The sequence below is a fragment of the Runella sp. R5_40 genome (assembly GCF_057652295.1).
On record NZ_JBYFCH010000028.1, the window covers coordinates 54,422 to 76,022 of the forward strand.

At 44.3% G+C, this 21,601-nt stretch carries 17 protein-coding genes; 11 read left to right on the plus strand and 6 right to left on the minus strand.

Annotation, left to right across the window (positions count from 1 at the left end):
* Positions 1 to 74 precede the first annotated feature (74 nt).
* The 5 genes from AC23N5_RS28290 to AC23N5_RS28310 all read left to right on the plus strand — a co-directional run bounded on the left by AC23N5_RS28290 (position 75) and on the right by AC23N5_RS28310 (position 6,259).
* A complete protein-coding gene (locus tag AC23N5_RS28290; protein WP_487758103.1) occupies positions 75 to 1,109 on the plus strand; it encodes a LacI family DNA-binding transcriptional regulator in 1,035 nt (344 codons plus the stop codon).
* A gap of 63 nt (positions 1,110 to 1,172) precedes the next feature.
* Positions 1,173 to 1,685: a gluconate 2-dehydrogenase subunit 3 family protein gene (locus tag AC23N5_RS28295; protein WP_183971549.1), complete on the plus strand. Its 513-nt coding sequence runs from the start codon at positions 1,173 to 1,175 to the stop codon at positions 1,683 to 1,685.
* 102 nt (positions 1,686 to 1,787) lie between these two features.
* A complete protein-coding gene (locus AC23N5_RS28300; protein WP_183971548.1) occupies positions 1,788 to 3,506 on the plus strand; it encodes a GMC oxidoreductase in 1,719 nt (572 codons plus the stop codon).
* Between the two features lie 245 nt (positions 3,507 to 3,751).
* Entirely contained in the window at positions 3,752 to 5,473 is a 1,722-nt protein-coding gene (locus tag AC23N5_RS28305; RefSeq protein ID WP_487758104.1) for a DUF262 domain-containing protein, read from the plus strand.
* Positions 5,474 to 5,683: 210 nt separating this feature from the next.
* Positions 5,684 to 6,259 (plus strand): dTDP-4-dehydrorhamnose 3,5-epimerase family protein, encoded by a 576-nt coding sequence (locus tag AC23N5_RS28310; RefSeq protein WP_183971547.1) that lies wholly within the window; start codon positions 5,684 to 5,686, stop codon positions 6,257 to 6,259.
* Positions 6,260 to 6,340: 81 nt separating this feature from the next.
* On the opposite strand, the gene AC23N5_RS28315 is transcribed toward AC23N5_RS28310, so the two are convergent.
* Positions 6,341 to 6,871 (minus strand): DsrE family protein, encoded by a 531-nt coding sequence (locus AC23N5_RS28315; RefSeq protein WP_183971546.1) that lies wholly within the window; start codon positions 6,869 to 6,871, stop codon positions 6,341 to 6,343.
* Positions 6,872 to 7,018: 147 nt separating this feature from the next.
* On the opposite strand from AC23N5_RS28315, the gene AC23N5_RS28320 reads away from it, so the two are divergent.
* The gene (locus AC23N5_RS28320; protein ID WP_472490539.1) at positions 7,019 to 8,068 is read left to right on the plus strand and encodes an agmatine deiminase family protein; all 1,050 of its coding nucleotides are present in this window, start codon (positions 7,019 to 7,021) and stop codon (positions 8,066 to 8,068) included.
* A 323-nt stretch (positions 8,069 to 8,391) separates the two neighbouring features.
* Here the strand turns inward: AC23N5_RS28320 and AC23N5_RS28325 are convergent, their stop codons facing one another.
* Together AC23N5_RS28325 and AC23N5_RS28330 are read right to left on the minus strand one after the other, a co-directional pair.
* Positions 8,392 to 8,904, minus strand: coding sequence for an FKBP-type peptidyl-prolyl cis-trans isomerase (locus tag AC23N5_RS28325; protein ID WP_183971544.1), 513 nt, complete (start codon positions 8,902 to 8,904; stop codon positions 8,392 to 8,394).
* A 44-nt stretch (positions 8,905 to 8,948) separates the two neighbouring features.
* A complete protein-coding gene (locus AC23N5_RS28330; RefSeq protein WP_487758105.1) occupies positions 8,949 to 9,476 on the minus strand; it encodes a GNAT family N-acetyltransferase in 528 nt (175 codons plus the stop codon).
* A 69-nt stretch (positions 9,477 to 9,545) separates the two neighbouring features.
* On the opposite strand from AC23N5_RS28330, the gene AC23N5_RS28335 reads away from it, so the two are divergent.
* The gene (locus tag AC23N5_RS28335; protein ID WP_487758106.1) at positions 9,546 to 10,712 is read left to right on the plus strand and encodes an AGE family epimerase/isomerase; all 1,167 of its coding nucleotides are present in this window, start codon (positions 9,546 to 9,548) and stop codon (positions 10,710 to 10,712) included.
* On the opposite strand, the gene AC23N5_RS28340 is transcribed toward AC23N5_RS28335, so the two are convergent.
* Positions 10,709 to 12,454, minus strand: coding sequence for a hypothetical protein (locus AC23N5_RS28340; protein ID WP_487758107.1), 1,746 nt, complete (start codon positions 12,452 to 12,454; stop codon positions 10,709 to 10,711). The genes AC23N5_RS28335 and AC23N5_RS28340 overlap by 4 nt on opposite strands.
* Before the next feature lie 106 nt (positions 12,455 to 12,560).
* On the opposite strand from AC23N5_RS28340, the gene AC23N5_RS28345 reads away from it, so the two are divergent.
* Together AC23N5_RS28345 and AC23N5_RS28350 are read left to right on the plus strand one after the other, a co-directional pair.
* A complete protein-coding gene (locus AC23N5_RS28345; protein WP_487758108.1) occupies positions 12,561 to 13,652 on the plus strand; it encodes a DUF2891 domain-containing protein in 1,092 nt (363 codons plus the stop codon).
* 224 nt (positions 13,653 to 13,876) lie between these two features.
* On the plus strand, positions 13,877 to 17,569 hold the full coding sequence (locus tag AC23N5_RS28350) for a PKD domain-containing protein (RefSeq protein ID WP_487758109.1): 3,693 nt from the start codon (positions 13,877 to 13,879) through the stop codon (positions 17,567 to 17,569).
* A gap of 61 nt (positions 17,570 to 17,630) precedes the next feature.
* Here AC23N5_RS28350 and AC23N5_RS28355 read toward each other — a convergent pair whose 3' ends face one another.
* Positions 17,631 to 18,083 (minus strand): hypothetical protein, encoded by a 453-nt coding sequence (locus tag AC23N5_RS28355; RefSeq protein ID WP_487758110.1) that lies wholly within the window; start codon positions 18,081 to 18,083, stop codon positions 17,631 to 17,633.
* 24 nt (positions 18,084 to 18,107) lie between these two features.
* Positions 18,108 to 19,103: a tRNA dihydrouridine synthase DusB gene (gene dusB, locus AC23N5_RS28360; protein WP_183971537.1), complete on the minus strand. Its 996-nt coding sequence runs from the start codon at positions 19,101 to 19,103 to the stop codon at positions 18,108 to 18,110.
* Positions 19,104 to 19,272: 169 nt separating this feature from the next.
* Here dusB and metK point away from each other — a divergent pair, with 169 nt between their 5' ends.
* Both metK and AC23N5_RS28370 read left to right on the plus strand, forming a co-directional pair.
* Entirely contained in the window at positions 19,273 to 20,562 is a 1,290-nt protein-coding gene (gene metK, locus AC23N5_RS28365) for a methionine adenosyltransferase (protein WP_472491255.1), read from the plus strand.
* Between the two features lie 187 nt (positions 20,563 to 20,749).
* Positions 20,750 to 21,562 (plus strand): Rpn family recombination-promoting nuclease/putative transposase, encoded by an 813-nt coding sequence (locus tag AC23N5_RS28370; RefSeq protein WP_487758111.1) that lies wholly within the window; start codon positions 20,750 to 20,752, stop codon positions 21,560 to 21,562.
* The last annotated feature ends 39 nt before the right edge of the window (positions 21,563 to 21,601 follow it).

A 21,601-nucleotide genomic window follows, 5' to 3' on the forward strand; every position in this document is an offset into this window, starting at 1 on the left:
CATTTCCTGAAGTCCCTCGGTTTTTGGACCCAAAATGGGTGGCATATTGTAAAAATTATATTTCTCTAAACCCAATGAATAAAAATACGGCCGTCACGATCAAAGACATTGCTAACGCCCTCAATCTATCTGCCTCCACCGTGTCACGCGCTTTGCGCGGAATGCCCGAGATACACCCCGAAACCCGACAAGCGGTGTTGCAGTTGGCCGAAGACATGGACTACCAACCCAATCAGTTGGCAAAAAACCTGGTCAAAAGCCGCACCAAAACCATTGGGTTGATTTTACCGACGTTGAGTTATCATTTTTTTGCATCAATGCTCAACAGCATCGAGGAGGCAGCCATGCAAGCGGGCTACAGTGTGGTGGTATGCCAAACCAACGAATCGTATTTACGGGAAGTAGCTCAGATTCAAAACCTGCTCCACAGCCAAGTTGAAGGGGTGATTATGTCGTTGGCGCGCGACACGAGCGATTTTGAACACATTTACCGTTTGCAGCGAAAAAATGTACCCCTCGTAATTTTTGACCGTTATTCAACCGACATCGACGCCTCGCGGGTTATCGTTGACAACCACGAAGCAGCTTTTAAGGCAACCCAACACCTCATCGAAAACGGCTGCCAACGCCTTGGCTGCATGGCAGGCCCACCGCACTTACTTATCAGCAACGAGCGTTTACGAGGCTTCAAAGACGCCCTCGAACACTACGGCTTGCCCTACAACGAGCGCTACGTTTTTCACAATGATTTTACCCAAGAAAACACCATGATGCAGGCACTCAACATGATGAGCTTGCCCACCCCACCCGACGGGATTCTGACCATGACCGACCGCATTGCGTTTGCAACCATGTATGCTTTTAAACAAAAAGGAATTCGGATTCCTGAGGACGTAGCCATTGTGAGTTTCAACAACGACCCCACCTGCATTTATCTTTCGCCATCGCTCACCAGTGTCAACCAGCCAATTCAAGAAATGGGGGCGCAAGTCGTTCGGCTTTTGCTCAAACAGCTTGAAAACGACCAACCCGTTGTTGCCGAAACGATTGTACTCAGTACCCAACTGATGATTAGGGAGTCCTCAATGGTAGAAGGGCGAAAAAAATAAGTTTTGATAGGTATCAAATGTCGTTTCATTTCTTTGTAGAAATAAAACTAACCAAACGTTATTATGCAAAGACGTTCTGCCCTAAAAAGCCTAACGGCGGCCGTTGGAGGATTGATGAGTCTGCCAAGCTGGGCGCAAGCATGGACTCCCGAAACGGTAAAAGGGCCTACCCTACTCACAATGGCAGAGGAAGATACCCTCGCCGAAATCGTTGAAACCATCATTCCTGAAACTTCAACACCAGGCGCAAAATCGCTGAAAGTGCATCAATTTGCCCTTCGGATGATCAATGATTGCTACGGCGAAAATGCGCAAAAAAATCTCAAAAAAGGATTAGCTGACACCAATTCAGCCGCTCAACAAGCATACAGCAAGTCTTTTGCTGCTTGTGACGGAAAACAACGCCTTGAGCTTCTCAAAAAACTGGCCGACAACGCAGATACCAAGCCGTTTGTAAGTATGATTAAAAACTTGACGATTCAGGGCTACCAAAACTCCGAATATGTCATGGTCAACATTCAGAAATACAACATGGCACCTGGATTTTACCACGGTTGTGTTCCTGTCAAGAAATAGCATAGAACTTAATCTTGATTAAGCTTGGCCCAAACTGTGATTTGGGTCAACAGTGGCACAGCGTCTCTGACGCAATTCAACCTCAAAACTGCAAACTTACAAATGTCTTATTTCTCAATAGATTCCATCAAAGACCGTACATTTGATGCCATTGTCGTTGGCTCTGGTATCAGTGGGGGTTGGGCAGCCAAAGAGCTCACGGGCAAAGGCTTACGCACCCTTGTGTTAGAACGCGGTCGCAATGTGCAGCACGTCACCGACTACCCAACGACCATGATGCGTCCGTGGGAGTTTCCTCATTTGAATCAAATGCCAAAGGAGGTCAAAGACGCCAACCCTATCGTGAGCAAATGCTACGCTTTCAACGAAGATGCCGCACATTTTTTTGTCAAAGACGCCGAACACCCTTACGTGCAAGAAAAGCCCTTCGACTGGATTCGGGGCTACCAAGTAGGGGGAAAATCGTTGCTGTGGGCTCGCCAAACCCAACGTTGGTCACAATTTGATTTTGAAGGCCCCGCGCGAGATGGTTTTGCCGTGGAGTGGCCTATTAACTACAACGAAATTGCGCCTTGGTACAGTTACGTTGAAAAATTTGCGGGAATTTCGGGAAACAAAGACGGTCTTCCGCAGCTTCCCGACGGCGAGTTTTTACCCCCTCATGAGCAATCGTGCGTGGAAAAATACTTTGGGCAACAAATGGCCAAACATTACGGAGGCACTCGCCCCATCATCATTGGTCGTTGCGCTCACTTGACAAAACCGAACCCGATTCACTTCCAACAAGGACGTGCTCAATGCCAAAACCGCGCGCTTTGCCAACGTGGCTGCCCGTACGGAGGGTATTTTAGCAGCAACGCCACGACGATTCCGTGGGCTATGAAATCAGGGAAGATGACCCTCAAGCCTGACTCGGTGGTTCACTCAATTATCTATGACGAAAAACTAGGTAAGGCCGCAGGCGTACGTGTCATTGACGCCAAGACCAACGAAGCAATAGAATATTATGCAAAAATCATTTTTGTGAATGCCGCCGCGCTCAACACCAACTTGATTTTGCTCAACTCTACTTCTCATCGCTTCCCCCAAGGCTTGGGCAACGACAATGGACTAATGGGCAAGTACATTGCTTTCCACAACTACCGCACAAGCATTTCGGGCGAGTATGAAGGCTTCCTTGATACCACCTCCGAGGGAATCCGCCCCAATAGTAGCTACATTCCTCGGTTCCGTAACTTACTTAAACAAGAAACCGACTTTTTACGCGGCTACGCTGCGGGCTTTAATTCCAGCCGTATCACCTTCAACGACCGCTCAGGCATGGGTGAAGAGTTGAAAACGTCATTGGCTGAGAAAAAATATGGCAATTGGCGGGTGGGCTCGCACATGATGGGCGAAACCATTCCGAAAGAAACCAATTTCGTAGCCCTAGACCCCAACCTCAAAGATAAGTGGGGAATACCGCAGTTGAGGATTTCGGTGAGCTACGACGACAACGACGAAAAGATGGTAAAAGACTACCACGAGCAGTTGACAGAAATGTTTACCAAAGCAGGTTTCAAAAACATCCAAACCCACGATGTACCGAACAAAGCACCAGGACTTGACATCCACGAAATGGGTGGCGTTCGGATGGGGAAAGACCCTAAGACATCGCTTTTGAACAATTGGAATCAACTGCACGCTTGCAAAAACGTGTTTGTTACAGACGGCGCGTGTATGACTTCTACCGCTACTCAAAACCCGTCGCTCACTTACATGGCACTCACTGCTCGCGCCGCTGACTACGCCGTAAAACAAATGAAAGCGAAGAATTTGTAATAAAACACACAATGGTGCGAGACACTGCATCTTACAAACGTCTCCAAAAGCTTCCAGCATTGATTTCATCATCAGGCTGGAAGCCTTTGCATTTGATAGGCATTTAGCTGTTTTTAAATAAGTCAAAGAGTATAATACACTAGCCATCTTGAAAATTAAATCAAATAAAAAATCAAAATATTATATAGTTGAACTTTTATAAAACATTTGTATATTTGAGAGTATAATATATTAAAGTGTTTTATATGAAATTTGACAATGTAGAGAAGTTTTTAAACTATGGAATTTTTTCCATCCCAGAGTATCAACGAGGTTATTCTTGGACTAAAGAACAATTACAAGATTTATTAGACGACTTGAATGATGTTGATCATATAAAAGAGCATTATGCAGGTACAATTACACTAATTCGAGTTGGTGTTGAAAGAATTGGTATAACCGATTTATCAAAATATGACATTGTCGATGGCCAACAAAGATTAACTACTTTCCATCTATTACTAATTAGTATTTTTCATAGAATAAGCGAAGTTAAACCATCAATGTCAGACAAAACGATAATTCAATACGTTATAAAAAATGGAAAACCCTTATTGCGATTGAATAGTAAAGTTAACCAAGATTTTTATTCCGACTTAATACATGAATCTAATATTAACACGATAAAAAGCCTTGAATCATCCAATAAAACACAAAAAAATCTACAAAATGCAAGAATTTATTTCCACAATTATTTACAAAAATATACATCATTAAAGAGCTTAATAAATATTTATAATAATTTACTTTCAAAATTTAAAGTAAACATTTTTGAACTTGAAGAGGATTCCGAAGTTGGTTTAATTTTTGAAACAATGAACGATAGAGGGCTACCACTATCAGATATTGACAAAGTTAAAAATTATTTAATTTATTTAACACATCGCCTAAATGAGAGACCACTAGCCAAAGAAATTAACAATAAATTTGGAGAAATTTTTACAGAACTAATGAATATTGAAAATTATCCAATATCAAATATTGAAAATTTATTTTTGAAGCACTGCTATATTATATACAGCGGTGACTACAAAACCTTAAATGATATCCCAAAAAAAATCAAGCAAGAGTTAATTAAACATAAAAATATTTTTACCAACAAAAGCTTATTTGATAATGAAAGTACAAACCGCACAAATAAACTTCGAGAAATCAAAGAATTCAACACATTTTTACAAAAAAACTCAACACATTATTCAAATATTTTTAACAAAAAATTTGAAAATAAGAAAATAAATGATTCATTTTTTCGACTAGAGTGCCTAGTAAAGATAGAATCATTTATGCCTTTATATTTAGCTATTCTGAGTAACAAAAGATACAAACCAGAACATTTGTATCTTTTAAATGAAATCCTAGAGACTCTTGCTATCAGGGTATATATTTTCGAAAACAAAAAAACAAGCACTGGCATTAATACAATCTATGACCTAGCACATAAAATTTTTAAAAATCAAATCAATTTTGCAGAATTAAAAAAAGAATTAAACAGTTTAATTGAAAAAAACAGCAACAATACCAACTTAAGAAAAAATATTGTTAATAGTGTGATTTATGGACATATAAATAACCAAGCCTTAAAACTAATACTAGTTGATTATGAGTTATCTCTAAGCAATAATACTATAAAAGAAAACAATTCTTTCGAAATTTTAATACAAAATACTAAGCTAACAATTGAACATATTACACCTCAAAACTCTATGCCTTCAAGTAAAGAAATTAAAAATATAAATTTAATAGGAAATCTAGTTTTAACATTTAACAATTCTGAATTAACAAACAGAACTTTTATTTCTAAAAAGAATTTATATGAAAATTCAGTACTCGCTTCAGAAAGAGAACTAAGTAAATATGACGATTGGAATGATAAAACAATTATTGAACGAGGGAAGAAAATTCAAAAATTTATACTGGATAGGTGGTAAAGAGAGATTCCTATAACAAGGAGCAATTGATACTCGCCAACTGTGTAGATTGACTCTACATTTATTACAATGAATTATTCCCGAAGAAGCCCCAATTCTCTATTGTCTTATGAGCCTTAAATAAATATTCCAACTTCGCTGCTTCCCCTGACTTCCCTCAGTTTTTTATTCATTGCCTCGTGGTACTTTCGCCCAAAACCGCATTGTACCATGAATACTACTCAGCTTATAAAATCCGCACAAATCGACGGCGTGGAGCTTCACCAAGTTCGTTTGGTGTCGTTAGACGAGCATAAAGACCATCGTGGGTCGTTTACCGAAATTTTTCAAGATCACTGGGGTACGGTGCTCAAACCCGTACAATGGAGCGCCGTAAAATCAGAAGCGAATGTTTTTCGGGGAATGCACTTTCACGTCCGCCACGATGAGTACTTTTGTCTTCTCGAAGGGCACTGCTTATTGGGCTTGCGCGACTTGCGGCCTGGCTCGCCTACGCAGCACAAATCTGCCTTGTTTGAATTGTTTGGCGAAGACCCCGCCGCGCTTGTTTTCCCCGTTGGAATGCTGCATGGATGGTACTTTTTTACGCCGTCTATCCACGTACAGGCAGTTTCGGAAGCCTATCCCGACTACGGCGCGGATGACAACTGGCGCTGCCGCTGGAACGACCCCGAACTTGAACTCAACTGGGGCATTGAAAACCCGATTTTGAGTGATTTAGCCGCCAACGCGCCATCGTTACAGGGGCTTATCAATGGCTTGACATTTAAGGGGTATTTCTCTTAGTTTTTGTTGAACCATATAAGACATATAAGCGCATATAAGTTTTTCTTATAATCCCTTCTATGTCTTATATGGTTCAAAATGCTACGGAATAATAGGCACATATCCCTTCGATTGGAGCGTAGTCATTAACACCATGGCCGACAACGTGACACGAATCGCAGGGTTGCGTGGTTCTTTTTCCAGTTTACGCATATATAGCGACTGGCCGCAGATGTAAAGCTTGACGCCGTTTGCCGCAAGCTCATTGATTAATGCCGTGTTAGGATTCGGCACTCCAAATTTCTTTTTGTAAGCTTCATCGCTCAAAATCAGCGGCGTACCCAAAAAGTGTATCACCGCCACCACATCTAAATTTTGCTTCGGAATTCCTGCCGACAAATGCAGGTTTACCAAGCGAGCCAACTTATCCAAGGTACTGTTTACAGAGTCGGGTTTATCAGCCCCTTTTGAAATTTCGTACAACACTTTGTACTTCATCTTAGGATCAACAATCGGCTCTGCTTCAGGCACTTCAAACATCCCTCCCCCACTTTTGATGTAGGGAAATTTCTTTTGAGCAAAGCTAGCCAAGCTTACAAATACCAGTAAAATAATCAATCGATAAGTACGCATACGTTTATTTTGTTGAGGTGAAGAAGGAAAAATTTCAACGAAAGATACACAGACTTTACGAAACGAACCTACACGCGGGTCGTAAAACAATCTACATTTCTCCCTATTTTTGTAGCTGCAAAACTGCTTAATAGACTACAAAGCATCATGTCAATTTCATCTACGCCCAAAGAACAGGGCTTTTTCTTTCCTGCCGAATGGCATCCACACCGCGCTACTTGGTTGAGTTTTCCTCATACCGAAGCCTCTTGGACGTACGAGCGTCAGCCTAAAATGCTTCCTGCCTATTTGGAATTTATTAAGGCCATCAGCGAGGGCGAAAAGGTGTGTATCAATGCGCACAACGAAACGGTTCAACAAACGATAAAACTTCATTTGCTGGGGGCAGGAATCGACCTCAATCAAATTGAACTTCCGCTCCACGCCACCAACGACTCTTGGTGCCGCGACCACGGGCCTGGTATTTTGATTAATCCTGAAACCAAAAAACGTCTGGTGGTCAATTGGGGTTACAATGCCTGGGGAGGAAAATATCCACCGTTCAACAACGACGACCTTATTCCCGTAGCGATTGCTCATTATTTGGGCCTAGACTACGTCACGCCTGGCATCATCATGGAAGGTGGCTCGGTAGAATTTAACGGAAAAGGGACGTTATTGACCAGCAGGGCTTGTTTGCTCAACGAAAACCGCAATCCGCACCTAAATCAAGCGCAAATTGAAAAGTACTTGTGCGATTATTACGGCGTGGAACAAATCCTTTGGGTGGGCGACGGCATCGTAGGAGATGATACCGACGGGCACATCGACGACACCGTGCGCTTTGTCAATGAAGATACGGTGGTAGCGATTGTTGAAGAGAACAAATCGGACGATAACTACGAGATTTTACAAGAAAATATCCACGAGTTGAAGCAGATGCGTTTGCTCAATGGAAAGCAACTTAACATCGTTGAGTTGCCCATGCCAACGCCTTTGTACAGTGAAGATTTGCGTTTGCCTGCGTCGTACGCCAATTTTTACATTAGCAATGCGGCAGTTATTGTACCCACATTCCGCTGCGCCAACGACCAAAAAGCATTGGATATTTTGAGTCAATGTTTTACCGACCGCAAGGTTATCGGCATCGACTCCACAGAAATCGTTTGGGGCCTCGGCAGCTTCCACTGTCTAAGCCAGCAAGAACCGCTAATCTAGTGTCGAGTTTAGAGTGCAGAATGTCGAATGCCTGTGTAGAGGGTTGCTCACAACCCGACGAGAAGTAGTGTCGAGGGCAGAATGTCGAATGCTCGTGAAGAGGGTTGCTCACAACCCGACGAGAAGTAGAGCCGAGGGCAGAATGTCGAGTGCTCGTGAAGAGGGTTGCTCACAACCCGACGAGAAGTAGTGTCGAGGGCAGAATGTCGAGTGCTCGTGAAGAGGGTTGCTCACAACCCGACGAGAAGTAGAGCCGAGTGCAGAATGCAGAGTGTCGAATAATTATTCAATTCGACATTCTGCACTCAACATTCGACACTCATTTAGTGTTCTACCCCACCCTCACCATGAACGTGACCGTGGTCTAGTTCTTCGGCCGTAGCAGGACGAACATTAATCACTGAGCCTTTGAAGTGCATCTTACGGCCTGCCAATGGATGGTTAAAATCCATCAACACAAACTCACGATTTACTTCTACCACTTGGCCCATCAAACGATGTCCATCTTCGTTGGTCATTGGAATCATATTGCCTACTTGAAGCATATCTTCTTGAACCTCGCCGTCCACCTTGAAAATATCAATCGGAAGTTCGGCAACGGCTTCCATGTCATAATCGCCGTATCCTTCCTCGGGAGAAAGCGTAAAATCAAACGACTCACCCACGGCAAGCCCGTTGATTTTATCTTCAAAACTTTCTGGCAAGCCACTCATTCCTTGAATGAAGTACATAGGTTGGTCTTCACCGACGGTTTCTACCATCTGCCACTCGTCGGTATCGTTCATAATACTAAGCTCGTAGGCCAACGCTACGACTTGATTAGCTGCTATTTTCATTGGTTTAAATTTTTTGCAAACGTACTGCTTTTTAAGGGCGTAAACTAACCTACCTTGGCTTTTCGCCACAAAATGATGCCATTTTCTTCCTGTACTTGGGAGAAACCCGCCTTGACCAATACCCTTTGAGAAAGCGGCAGTCGAACGGGCGTTTGGGCAGTAAGGGCATGGGCTGCTGGATGTTTGAACACCCACTTCATTAAGCACTCAACCGCCTCGGTTGCAATGCCTTTGCCCCGAAAATCTTCGTCTAGGCCGTAGCCCATTTCGGTTTCGCCGTTGTCATTGGGCATCCCTGCCACCCCAATTCCTCCCGCCACCGAATTGCTTTCCTTTTCAACAATGAGCCAATTGGTAAACCACTGATAATTGGCCACGTTTGCTGCCGTTTCGGGCAACCAGTAATTGGCTAAGGCATCGTCGAATTCTGACTGAAACTCTTCTTCCATTTTCATGGGGCGGGGAGAAAGACCTAGCGATTTTTGTAATCCTAAGTAGTCACTAGCGTGTTGTTGTAACTGCTGGGTAGTGAGCGGAATTAGCCGCAAACGAATAGATTCTATAAAATACATGATGAAATTCTAGCCTTTTGGGAAGGTTTGGGTACATAACAAAGGTAAAAAAAAATCTATTTTTGCGGCATGAATTTGCTTTTGTACGCCCAACAATACCGCGAAGACCTTTTGCAACGAGTCGTTCCGTTTTGGCTCGACTTCGCCATCGACCGTGTCAATGGTGGGTATTTTTGCGTACTTTCCAACAAAGGAGAGGTTCTATCGACCGACAAATGGATGGCTTGGCACGGGCAGCAAGCGTGGGCTTTTGCAAAGTTATACCAAACCGAACCCCGACCTGCTTTTCTGGAGTACGCCCGCCAAGGCGCCGATTTTTTGCTCCAATACGCCACCGATACCAAAGAAAATTGGTGGGAGTCGGTGGATATTACGGGGCGGGGTGTCGCTGAGGTGAAAGACACCCAAGTGGAAGCCGCTGCCTGCGCCGCGTGGGGCATTTTGTACGACATTACCGAAGATGAAGTCTATGCCGAAGCTGCCAAAAAATCGTTGACAAAAGCAGTTCGTAAGCGTGAAAAACGGCTTCAAAAATACATCGACGAGCCCATCAGCGGACGTCATTTAAAACAAATTGGGGAACTAAGCGCCCTTGCCCGTGCATTAATGGCGGCCAAAAACTGCCTTTCTGAAAAAGCGTTTCGCGAACGAGGAGAAGCCCTTTTAAATGAATTGATGAAACATTTTTGGGAACCTCGCGCCGATATTTTACTAGAAAATGTGTTTTCAGAAGGCGGATACTCCGATTGCTTGTTGGGGCGAAGAATCCACGCTGGACGGGTTTTTGAAGCCTTTAATTCTTTTTACGAACTGACTTATTCCCTCAACAAACGGCAAATTCGCAGGCAGTTGGCCCAGCACATTGCTTACTTAGCCGAAACTACTTGGGACGAAGCCTACGGTGGTTATTATCATTGGTTGGACGTTAAAAGCCTACCCGCCAGCGAACCCGACGCTTACTATAAATACGCTTGGGTGCAATTAGAAGCCTGCACGGCATTGTTACGAGCGTATCAAGTTTTGCAAGACCGTAGCCTTCTGAAACAATGGCAACGGGTAAATGATTATCTCTGGCAACATTTCCCTGACCCTTCTCCTGAAGGCGAATGGGTAGGCGTGGTGAGTCGGCACGGAGAACCGCTGATTCCCCTCAAAGCGGCTTCTAACAAAAATGCCTTTGCCCCCATCAAAAACCTGCTGGCCTCCTCCGAGTTACTGGCAACTATTGGTACCTAAAACGTGACTTGTTCCTTTGTATCGAGCAATTCTGAAACACCGTTTTGGCGCAGTAGCACATACATCCGATAGTTGCCTTTTACGACCGCCCCAGGAACAAAAGTTGCCATAAACCCCCTGTCCCAATACCAGCCCCTTCGGAGAAATGTTTTCAACGGAAGTGCCTGCTGCATCCCCGCCGCCATGTAAACGTGCGACGCGGATTTCAGAACAACAAAAGCCCCATCATCCATGTTTTTGACAGGTCGAATAAAATCGCGGTGATAGTAAACATTCAGGTTTTTGTTGCTCCAAAAAACCGAATCAACCTTAAAATTTCCGTTCGTTGAAAGTGAATCTGTCGAAGCTGTCCACTGTTTTTCGTATTGTCTAAAAAACAAGGACGGCTGGTACAGTTTCTGCAATCGGAGAAAGTCAGCCCCCGTTAAATCGAACATTTTTAGTCCTAACAAATCGGCATTGTACATCGAATTAAACTCCTGCGCTACTGCCATTCGACGGTTGTTGACCGCAGGTGCAATGGCGTAATACAACACCAAAGCATTGAAAATCACGACAATTCCCATCCCAATACCCAACCACTTCTGGGTTATTTTTTCCCGATTCCAATCCAACACCAACAAATACGTCAAAATCAGCATCCAAGTGGGGTACATCCGATAACGCCCTTTGAACATACCATATAAACCATCCCATTCGGCCCGTTTGTAAACGACCCCCAAAGAGGTCAAACACACAAATAACAGCATGTATAGCGCAAACCACTGCACTTTGTTGAGTCTTAAGGTAATCGTGTATTTTTTGAATAAAGACAGGGTTGGGTTGGCGATGTCAGGTCTGACTATCGTCTGACCTTTGGCGATGGTCGTATGTCGTAACAAAGCCCAGGCATTTACTGTCAACAGTACTCCCCCAAAAACGACTGAAAGCCATTGGGCCAACGTGGAGGGACTGTAAGCATCAAAATTTACCGAAGACCCAATAAACGCTAAAAAACAAATGATTGCTTGTAAATAGTTTTCCGCTTTTGTCAAATCAAGTGAACTTGGAGACGCGTGCGAATGGGTGAGTGCATATAGTCCCATCGTTAGCACAAATGCCCCTAAAGTGAGCTTCATCTCCTTCCAACGGTTCGACAAGGCCAGGATTGTTCCTCCAATTAGAAAAGTCAACAGGCCATTCCCGTACGAAAATGTGGCAAAAATTGAGAACAAAATCCCTACCCAACTGTACTTGGGCGACAACTGTGTGTATCCATACGCAGCCATCATGGTAAAAAAGAGTAAGCCAAAATTTCCGAGCGAACTTGTTCCCCAAAAGATATTTTCAAACGAATGCACGTTGAGGACAATCCAACACAAAGGGATGAAGTACGCAAAAGAGAGATTGAGTTTTCGAAAAACTTTAAACAATATCCCCAATTGGCCAACCCAAAGTAAATTACTGATGACCATCAACGTTTTAAAATTGACACTTCCTGTCAGCCAGTACGACAAGAGCACCACCAAACGCGTAAACACGATGCGGTGTTCGGGAAAACCAATGGTCAACCAGTTCAATTTTTCGCGCCAGGATGCTGCATTCTGCCATTGTTCAACAATTTGAAGCACGTGAATATCGTCGTATGCCACGTAGTTGGCATTCAATGCAATGGCTTCAAAAAAAACCACGTATATCACCAGCGGTAACAAACACAGCGAAACTAAGAAGCGTTTTTGGATAGAAAGATTGAAAAAAGTCATGCGTAAGGTCGAAAAACGCTTAAAATTAGTAAGTTCGTAGGCGATTTTAGTGTTTTGCCCCTCAAAATGTACCCCAACCACCCTTAACTACTTCATTATCAACAAAATGAGAAATAGCTTTTATTTTTTACTCTTTTTTCCATTCACCGTGCTCTTTGCCCAAAACACCTACCTTGTCAAAGAAAATGACCAATGGCGCCTTACATCCGCTGGCGCTTCTTTTTTGGCAAAATTACCGCTGCATTGTATCCATACTGAATATCCCAACAAAACGGGGCACACCATCGAAGCCGAGAATGACGCCAAACTAACGCCCAAGCAACTGCACCCTGCTTTTTATGGTTGTTTGGATTGGCACTCTTCCGTACACGGGCATTGGATGCTAGTTCGGCTCCTTAAAACCTTCAAAGGACTTCCCGAAGAGGCGGAAATACGAAAAATACTGGACGATAGTTTTCAGCCCGATAAAATGAAAATCGAAGCGGAGTATTTTACCAAATACAAGTTTTCACGCACGTTTGAACGTACCTACGGCTGGGCTTGGTTGCTCAAACTCGACGAAGAGTTGGCCACGTGGGACGACCCGCAGGGCCGCCAATGGCACCAGCATTTACGTCCGCTCACTCAGCAAGTGGTGGAGCTTTGGACAGCATTTTTACCCAAACAAACCTACCCAAATCGCACGGGCGTTCATCCCAACACGGCTTTCGGTTTGGTGTTTGCCCTTGACTACGCACGTACGGTTAAAAATGCCGCTTTTGAGGCCCAAATCGTCGAAAAAGCCAAGTATTTTTATCTAAACAATACCCAAGCGCCCGCCATCCAAGAACCCGATGGTTCCGATTTTTTATCCCCAAGTTTGGAAGTAGCAGACCTAATGCGACGTATCTTAACGCCCGCTGCATTCACCAAGTGGTTCAATGGATTTATGCCTGCCGCTGGTTTGCAAAACATCCTCAAACTCCCCGTCGTAAGTGACCGAAACGACATGCAGATTGTTCACTTAGATGGGCTTTCGTTGAGTCGGGCTTGGTGTTTGAAAGGCATTGTTGAAACTCTTCCCAAAACCGACCCTCGTCGGGCAACTATGCTCAAAGCATCTCAGCATTTTATCAATACTACCCTACCCCAAATCACTAACGGTGGCTACGGCGGCGAGCACTGGCTGGCTTCCTTTGCCTTGTATGCGTTGCAATAAAAATGTGGCACAATTTTTGATAACACTTCTATTAACATGCTCATTAACATTCAATTAATGGGCATGTTTCCAAAACAATAGTATTCCTTTTTAGATGTGCACTTTTCCTACACTCTTATAGGAAACGGCATTATTTTTGCTTCTATTTCTCGGTTGATATGCTTCAACACTTGCGTTAAAAACGCATTAATTTTTTCTATTTCTTACTCTTCTTACTTACTTCTATGAGACAACCATTTACTACACATTGGTGGAGGATTTTGTTGTTTTGGTGCCTATCCATTGGTGCCATTGCCCAAAACACAACCACCTCTCAAGAAGCCAACCTTGGTGGTTACTTCTTGAAAAAAGTGGTTAGCAATTCGACGACTCCTACGGGAGTAGGTTTTACCTACACGATTTTTTACACCATTCCTGCGGGTTCACCTGCTACAACCATCACGGATGTAGTACCTAGCCCGTTGGTGGTTAACAACGTCATTGCGACGGCCGTATGTGGTACGCCAAGCGTATCTCAAACAACCGTTGTGGGAGGTACCCAAGTTTCGTATCAGATACCCGCTACGGCTTCAACTTGTTCGGGGTCTTTTCAAATCAACGTAAAGTTTCCCGCTGGAACGACCTGTAACGGTGAAACCGCCCGCAACCGCGCTTGCTTACGAACCTCCACAGGCGCTGACCTTTGTACAGGCTACGTAAGTACCATCGCCCAAGCCACCGACCCGTGGAAAGTCTATAAAGTACCCAGCGGACTGGCCTACACGGGCGGCACATGCCAATGGGCAACGTTGAGCGACACCGTTGAATACATTGTCTCGGTTTACAAAAACACGGGATTGTACGGTTTCCTCAATTTGGAAAATGCCTCCATCGTGGATCGAATGCCAGCAGGTGCCGTATTTATCAGCGGTGCGCCCATTGCTCCCGCTACGGGCACTATCACTGCTTCGGGCACCAATATTACTTGGACGGGCTTAGGGACGCTCGACGCTACACAAAATTATTTCCAGCGACAAGCCAAAATCAAAATCTATTATCCTGGTTTTGCCGTCAGCACCAGTCGCACCAATAAAGCGGTGTTAACGGGGGATTTGGGCAAACCCACCTCTCCCAATTGCGGTAAACACGCCGATTCGCTCCAAATTTGCGTTACCAAATCAGCGCCCGTTACCTCTGGACAAATCAGCAAATATTCCTATGTATCGGGCAATGCCATTGGCTGCGCAGGCTATTACAACATCGTTGTCTGTAACAATGGCACCTCTCCGCTCACCAGCTTCAATGTGTATGACAACATCCCGACGGGCATTACGGTCACGAGCATTCAGGTAACAGGAACTGCGGCTAACCCTGTCACTGTCAATGTTAATTCCTCGAACGTTTTGGTCAATGCCACTTCGACACAAACTTACACTGCCACGCTAGGGACTAACCCCGCCATTTATTTTCAAAACAATGGCACCCTCGCCGTTGGGGCTTGCGTTTCATACCGCATCAACTTTACCATTAACTCCTTAGCTTCGACCAGTATGATGAACTGTGCGAGCTTGAGGTATCCCATGCCTAATCCTACGACGGTTCGTACTTCTTGTAATACCATCGCGATTTATCCACCAACAACCAACGTTTGTGCTTTCAAAGAGATTTGTAACAAACAGACGACCTATAATCAAGGGCAAGTGTTGCGGTATCGTTTACGAGTTCAAAACATCGGTACAGCTGTGCTATCGGGCACATACATCAATGATTTGTTAAACGCAAATTTGCAGTACGTCGGAAACGAAACCTACTATACTTCCAGCAATTACAGTCCAGTATGTACGGCAGGCTCGGGCATTCCCGTTGGAACTACTGCCTGGACGGGCGTTTCTACCGCTCACGCAGGAAACAACCTGCGTTGGAACATCCCAACCATCGGTACTAGCTGCGCCAATGTCTATTACCCCAACTGCGGCCAATACGGCACGGCGGGGGTACCTTTTTACTTCATCGAATTTGACGTAAAAGTCCTCAACAATGCTGCCGTTGGGGTTATTCCTAACTTCTTTAGAGTTCATTCCAATTTGTCGGCAGTATTAGCTACTTCTAATACTGAGTATTTGACAACAAACGCGGTTTTTGGCTTTACGTTGGATAAAAAAGTAAGCAAAGACAATGGCGCAACCTTCGCTACTTCCGCAGTCACCAATCCCAATACAAACGTGATATATCGCTTGGGATTGACCAAAACAGGAGCTGCGCTCAAAAACCTGTTATTCTTTGACATGCTCCCCCGCGACAACGTAACGACGGATTATTTGATGCTCAACCGAGCGGTAAGCCGTGGTAGTCAGTTTGATGTTTTGCACCAAAATTTTGTGGGTGCAACGCCACTGAGTGCTTCGTCCACCTACGCCAATTCGGTCAACATTTGCCTTCCTGACCTTTCGTATTCTCCTGGGGGGTGTAATACCACCACTTGGACAGCCGCAGCGCTCAGTGCTCGTAATGTAAAAGCGAATTTTGGCAGTAGTTTTATGCCAACCGCTACGCAGCAATACGACTTCAGAGCATTGGTAAGTGCCACGGCACAAAACACCCAAAAAGCTTGCAACACCTTTGCCGCAACAGCAGCTGCCTTGATGTACATCAACAACGCCAATACCGACGTAAACCTCACCCCAAGCGAGTCTAATTTGGCCTGCGTTTCCATCGATGCGGCGGCGGTAAATTGTTGCGAAAAAACCCAAATTGTCCAGACCGACAAACTGTGTTGTAGCAAATTGAAAGTCGCGTGTCCCGTAAAACAAATCAAGGTAACTTTGACCAACGGCACGTTTACGAACTTGGCATGGGCCTGCAACCCCGCACCGACAAGCTACGTAGGAACGTCAACTTATACCTTTACCCCGACGGGTACTTGCGACTCTACGACTGTTGATGCGTGTTTCAAAGCGACTTCGAGCGGCAATGTGGTTATTACTTACAACATTACGTTTGCCAATGGTACGACTTGCACCAAAACCGAGTCGAAAAAATGTTGCTGTACCCCTGCCATTACCGTTCCCAAAACGGCCTGTTTAGGATTGCCTGTAACGTTGCGATTGGTAACAAGCGATTGTCCCGTTCAGAATGTACTTTGGAACTTTGGCGATGGATTCACCTCTACAGCGCTTAACCCAAGCCACGCTTATGCTAATCCAGGCACTTACACGGTTACACTCACTTACGACAATGGCTGCGGAAAACAAACACTTACGTACCAAATTGTGGTAGCAAAATGTGTATGCACCGTCACGCCATGTATCAGTTATGCAGCTACAGGCTTACAAGTATTGTTTAATTCAACAGGAAGTGCCAGTACGTACCCTATCTCCGCCTACCATTGGGATTTTGGTGATGGTAACTGGTCAAACAGTGCTACCTTCTCACACACTTACCTCAGTGCAGGTACGTACAATGTCTGTTTGACTGTTTATGCCGACAACGGCAATGGCCCTTGTGAGTGCGTAGCCAAAGCCTGTCGTACCATCACAGTAACGCCGGGTATGGGAACTGCGGGGAATTGTGCCCAAATGCTACCTGCCAACCTCTTGTCAGACCCTTCTAATGCTGCTGCACGAGAAGCCGCCGTTGAGGTAACTCCTGCCCTTGAAGAAGAAAAAGAATTGGAACCATCATTGCTAAAAGTAATGCCCAATCCGTTTGAAAATGTGATGAAAGTGAAGTTGGATAACTTGCTCAAATCAAGGAGCTTGACCGACAAATCGCAGCTCGAGCTTCATACCATTCAAGGCAAGTTGGTCAAAACGGTTACCCTCAATGGCAACGCAAACGAAGTAGAAGTATCGACCCAAGAGCTTCCCACTGGTACGTATATCTTATCGTATAAGCGAAACGGTAAGGTAGAATCTTCAGTGAAGGTAGTGAAGGAGTAGAAATAAAGAACCTCCCGAAAGTTCAAAACTTTCGGGAGGTTTGAACTTTCGGGAGGTTCTTTTAATAAACCGCCTGATAATCAACCACCACATTCATTTTTGTCCAGCGACGTTTTTGAACTTGGACGGGGTTAATATTCATAGCATCGTCAAATAGATTGGCATAAAGCCCTTTTTCTTCTTTGGTAAACACCGAATAATAGCCCACTGGCAGCGTCACTGAAAAACGCCCTTTTTTATCGGTTTTTACTTTTCGGACAAGTTTTGAATTCACTTTTTGATAAAAACCCGCATCTTCACCCGCCTCTACCTGTTTATCATTCGTCAACGCATAAATATACACCTCTCTCACTACGGGCACTGCCTTCGGAACTGACGCTTTGGTACCAATGGTAGGCATAAAATTTCCTGCCTTCCAAAGTACTTGTCCCGAAATACCTTGGGTGTTTTTTTGAGCCACTGCCAAGGTTGTTATCAACAACACAAGGCAACTACTTAACCAGTGAGTGCGCATAATTCAAAAGGTTTGATGAATCCCTTACGCTTCTACTTTTTCTAGAGCGTAGATGTCGGTTACTTCATCCAAAATCTCTAGAATATGAGCGTAGTCGAGGGTTTCCACTAAACGCATTCGGTAGGGTTTAAAATTGTTCAAGCCCTTAAAATAAGTAGCATAGTGGCGGCGCATTTCCAAAATCCCCGTACGTTCACCCTTCCATTGAATCGAAAAATCGAGGTGTTTTCTGCACACGCGTACCCGTTCGGCGGTAGTAGGTGGCGCTAAGTGCTCGCCCGTTTTGATGAAATGTTTGATTTCGTTAAAAATCCAAGGATAACCGATGCTTGCGCGTCCAATCATGATGCCATCCACGCCAAAGCGGTTACGGTATTCGATGGCTTTTTCGGGGCTATCAATGTCACCGTTCCCAAAAATTGGAATTTTGATGCGTGGATTATCCTTGATTTTGCCAATGAGCGTCCAATCGGCATCGCCTTTGTACATTTGAACACGCGTGCGCCCGTGTACCGTCAATGCCTTGATACCAATGTCTTGCAAGCGTTCGGCAACATCTTCAATGTTTTTGGTGGATTCGTCCCAGCCCAAACGGGTTTTAACCGTCACGGGCAAGTGGGTCGCCTTGACCACCGCTTCGGTCATTTTAACCATTTTGGGAATGTCTTGCAGCAACGCCGCACCTGCCCCGCGACAAGCGACTTGTTTTACAGGACAGCCGTAGTTAATGTCAATCAAATCGGGACCTGCTTTGGTCGCGATTTTGGTACATTCGCCCATGGTTTCGATGTCGCTTCCAAAAAGCTGAATCCCGATGGGGCGCTCGTATTCAAAAATATCTAGCTTTTGCACACTTTTAGCCGCATCGCGAATCAAACCTTCCGACGAAACAAACTCCGTGTACATCAAATCAGCACCACCTTCTTTACACACCGCCCGAAACGGCGGATCAGACACATCTTCCATCGGCGCCAACAACAATGGAAACTCTCCTAATTCTATATTGTCAATTTTTACCATTGCTAACCAAAAATTGGTACGTAAAATAATTAATCCCCAAAAACACTCCCTTGCGGGGACACAAAGTTCGTTCTTTTTTCTTTATCTCTGAAAATAACCTATTTTTGCTCTCTAAAATTCAACGACACACAAATCGTAATTCATACTTCGTAAATCATACAATAGAAGAATGCCTTATTTATTCACTTCAGAATCGGTATCGGAAGGCCACCCCGACAAAGTCGCCGACCAAATTTCGGACGCCCTTATTGACCACTTTATGGCGTTTGACCCTACGTCAAAAGTAGCCTGTGAAACGCTCGTTACCACTGGCCAAGTAGTTCTGGCAGGTGAGGTAAACAGCAAAACATACCTCGATGTGCAGCAAATTGCACGTGAAGTAATTGCCAAAATCGGCTATACCAAAGCTGAGTACATGTTTGAAGCGCACTCTTGCGGTGTTCTTTCGGCCATTCACGAACAATCAGCCGACATCAACCAAGGCGTTGACCGTCAAGCAGCAGATGATTTTGAAAGTAAGGCAAATGCGCAAGGTGCGGGTGACCAAGGGATGATGTTTGGCTACGCAACGCGCGAAACCGACAACTTTATGCCTTTGGCGTTGGACTTGTCGCACAAGATATTGGAAGAACTTGCCGCTATCCGCCGCGAAAACAAGCGCATCAAGTACCTTCGTCCTGATGCAAAATCGCAGGTAACAATCGAATACTCTGACACCAACAAGCCTATCCGTATTGACACCATCGTAGTGTCAACGCAGCACGATGATTTTGGCGATGACGAAACGATGTTGGCACAAATTCGCAAAGACATCATTACCTACGTAATTCCACGCGTAAAAGCTAAGTTGAAGCCTTCATTGCGCAAGTTGTTTAACGACCAAATTACGTACCACATCAACCCAACGGGTAAGTTCGTAATCGGTGGTCCTCACGGTGACACTGGTTTGACAGGTCGTAAAATCATCGTTGATACCTACGGTGGTAAAGGCGCCCACGGTGGTGGTGCTTTCTCAGGTAAAGATCCTTCAAAAGTGGACCGCTCAGCAGCGTATGCAACGCGCCACATTGCCAAAAACTTGGTAGCAGCAGGCGTTTGCGACGAAGTATTGGTTCAAATTTCATACGCTATCGGAGTAGCTAAACCTTGCGGTTTGTACGTAAACACGTACGGAACATCGAAAGTAAAAGGCGAAAATGGCAAAAAATTGAACGACGGAGAAATTGCTAAAATCGTAGAAAGCGTATTCGATATGCGTCCATACGCGATTGAGCAACGCCTGAAACTCCGCAACCCAATTTACTCAGAAACAGCCGCTTATGGCCACATGGGTCGCGAGTCGCAAGTAGTAACGAAAGTATTCAAAAACGCAGGTCAAGTGGCGGAAGTAGAAGTAGAACTTTTCACTTGGGAAAAACTCGATTACGTTGACGCCGTAAAAGCTGCTTTTGGTTTGTAAGCTAGGTGCTTTCGGTTAGTCATTAGGTGGTTTCGGTTGCTCACAACCGAAATACATATTAAAGCCCCCGTTCTTAGGTGAACGGGGGCTTTTGTTTAATTTGTTGGATGCTTACATCCAACAACACAAGTCAACTAACAGGCTATTACTTATATATTGTGTAAATTGCATTAAAATCAAGGTCAAAATGTCTAAATACATCAATCCATATACCGATTTTGGATTCAAAAAATTATTTGGAGAGGAGGCAAACAAAGAATTGCTCGTTGATTTTTTGAATCAACTTCTACCCCAACGGCACCAAATCACCGAACTCAATTTCCGAAATGTAGAGGGTTTTGCAGAAATCTCGCATGAACGAAAGGCAATTTTTGACATCCACTGCCAAACACAAAGTGGAGAGAGAATTATTGTCGAAATGCAAAAAGCCAAAGTAAATTTTTTTAAAGATCGTTCGCTATTTTACTCAACATTTCCCATCAGAGAACAGGCTAAACGTGGCGAATGGGATTTTCGGCTCACTCCCATTTATATGATTGCCATCCTTGATTTTCAGTATGATGAACAGGAGGAAAAGCAAAAGTTCTTGAGAAGCGTAAAACTCAAAGACCAAGACGGCGATATTTTCTTTGATAAATTGACTTTTAAATTTCTACAAATGCCTTTGTTCACTAAAAATGAACATGAACTTCAAAATCGTTTCGATCAATGGGTCTATTTCTTGAAAAAGTTAGAGAGCTTTGATGAAATACCTATCATCCTCAAAGAGCCCATTTTTGAAAAAGCTTTTGAAGTAGCCGAAATTGCAAACATGACCCCACAACAGTTCGAGTTATACCAAGAAAGTCTAATGACTTACATCGAAGTCAAAGAAGTAGTAAAAACTGCGGAATTGGACGGAGTCAAAAAAGTCGCAAGAGAATTAAAAGAAGATGGGGTCTCGATTGAAAAAATCATGAAATACACCAACCTTTCGGCCGACGAAATAAAGGAACTTTAATAAGCGGAGGACATTTTTTCCTCCGCTCCATTCATCACA

Coding starts and splice junctions, on each gene's coding strand:
- AC23N5_RS28310 (WP_183971547.1), top strand. CDS start 5,684: ATGAATACTACTCAGCTTATAAAATCCGCACAAATCGACGGCGTGGAG.
- AC23N5_RS28300 (WP_183971548.1), top strand. CDS start 1,788: ATGTCTTATTTCTCAATAGATTCCATCAAAGACCGTACATTTGATGCC.
- AC23N5_RS28320 (WP_472490539.1), top strand. CDS start 7,019: ATGTCAATTTCATCTACGCCCAAAGAACAGGGCTTTTTCTTTCCTGCC.
- AC23N5_RS28370 (WP_487758111.1), top strand. CDS start 20,750: ATGTCTAAATACATCAATCCATATACCGATTTTGGATTCAAAAAATTA.
- AC23N5_RS28315 (WP_183971546.1), bottom strand. CDS start 6,871: ATGCGTACTTATCGATTGATTATTTTACTGGTATTTGTAAGCTTGGCT.
- AC23N5_RS28355 (WP_487758110.1), bottom strand. CDS start 18,083: ATGCGCACTCACTGGTTAAGTAGTTGCCTTGTGTTGTTGATAACAACC.
- AC23N5_RS28345 (WP_487758108.1), top strand. CDS start 12,561: ATGAGAAATAGCTTTTATTTTTTACTCTTTTTTCCATTCACCGTGCTC.
- AC23N5_RS28325 (WP_183971544.1), bottom strand. CDS start 8,904: ATGAAAATAGCAGCTAATCAAGTCGTAGCGTTGGCCTACGAGCTTAGT.
- AC23N5_RS28295 (WP_183971549.1), top strand. CDS start 1,173: ATGCAAAGACGTTCTGCCCTAAAAAGCCTAACGGCGGCCGTTGGAGGA.
- AC23N5_RS28350 (WP_487758109.1), top strand. CDS start 13,877: ATGAGACAACCATTTACTACACATTGGTGGAGGATTTTGTTGTTTTGG.
- AC23N5_RS28330 (WP_487758105.1), bottom strand. CDS start 9,476: ATGTATTTTATAGAATCTATTCGTTTGCGGCTAATTCCGCTCACTACC.
- AC23N5_RS28305 (WP_487758104.1), top strand. CDS start 3,752: ATGAAATTTGACAATGTAGAGAAGTTTTTAAACTATGGAATTTTTTCC.
- metK (WP_472491255.1), top strand. CDS start 19,273: ATGCCTTATTTATTCACTTCAGAATCGGTATCGGAAGGCCACCCCGAC.
- AC23N5_RS28340 (WP_487758107.1), bottom strand. CDS start 12,454: ATGACTTTTTTCAATCTTTCTATCCAAAAACGCTTCTTAGTTTCGCTG.
- AC23N5_RS28290 (WP_487758103.1), top strand. CDS start 75: ATGAATAAAAATACGGCCGTCACGATCAAAGACATTGCTAACGCCCTC.
- dusB (WP_183971537.1), bottom strand. CDS start 19,103: ATGGTAAAAATTGACAATATAGAATTAGGAGAGTTTCCATTGTTGTTG.
- AC23N5_RS28335 (WP_487758106.1), top strand. CDS start 9,546: ATGAATTTGCTTTTGTACGCCCAACAATACCGCGAAGACCTTTTGCAA.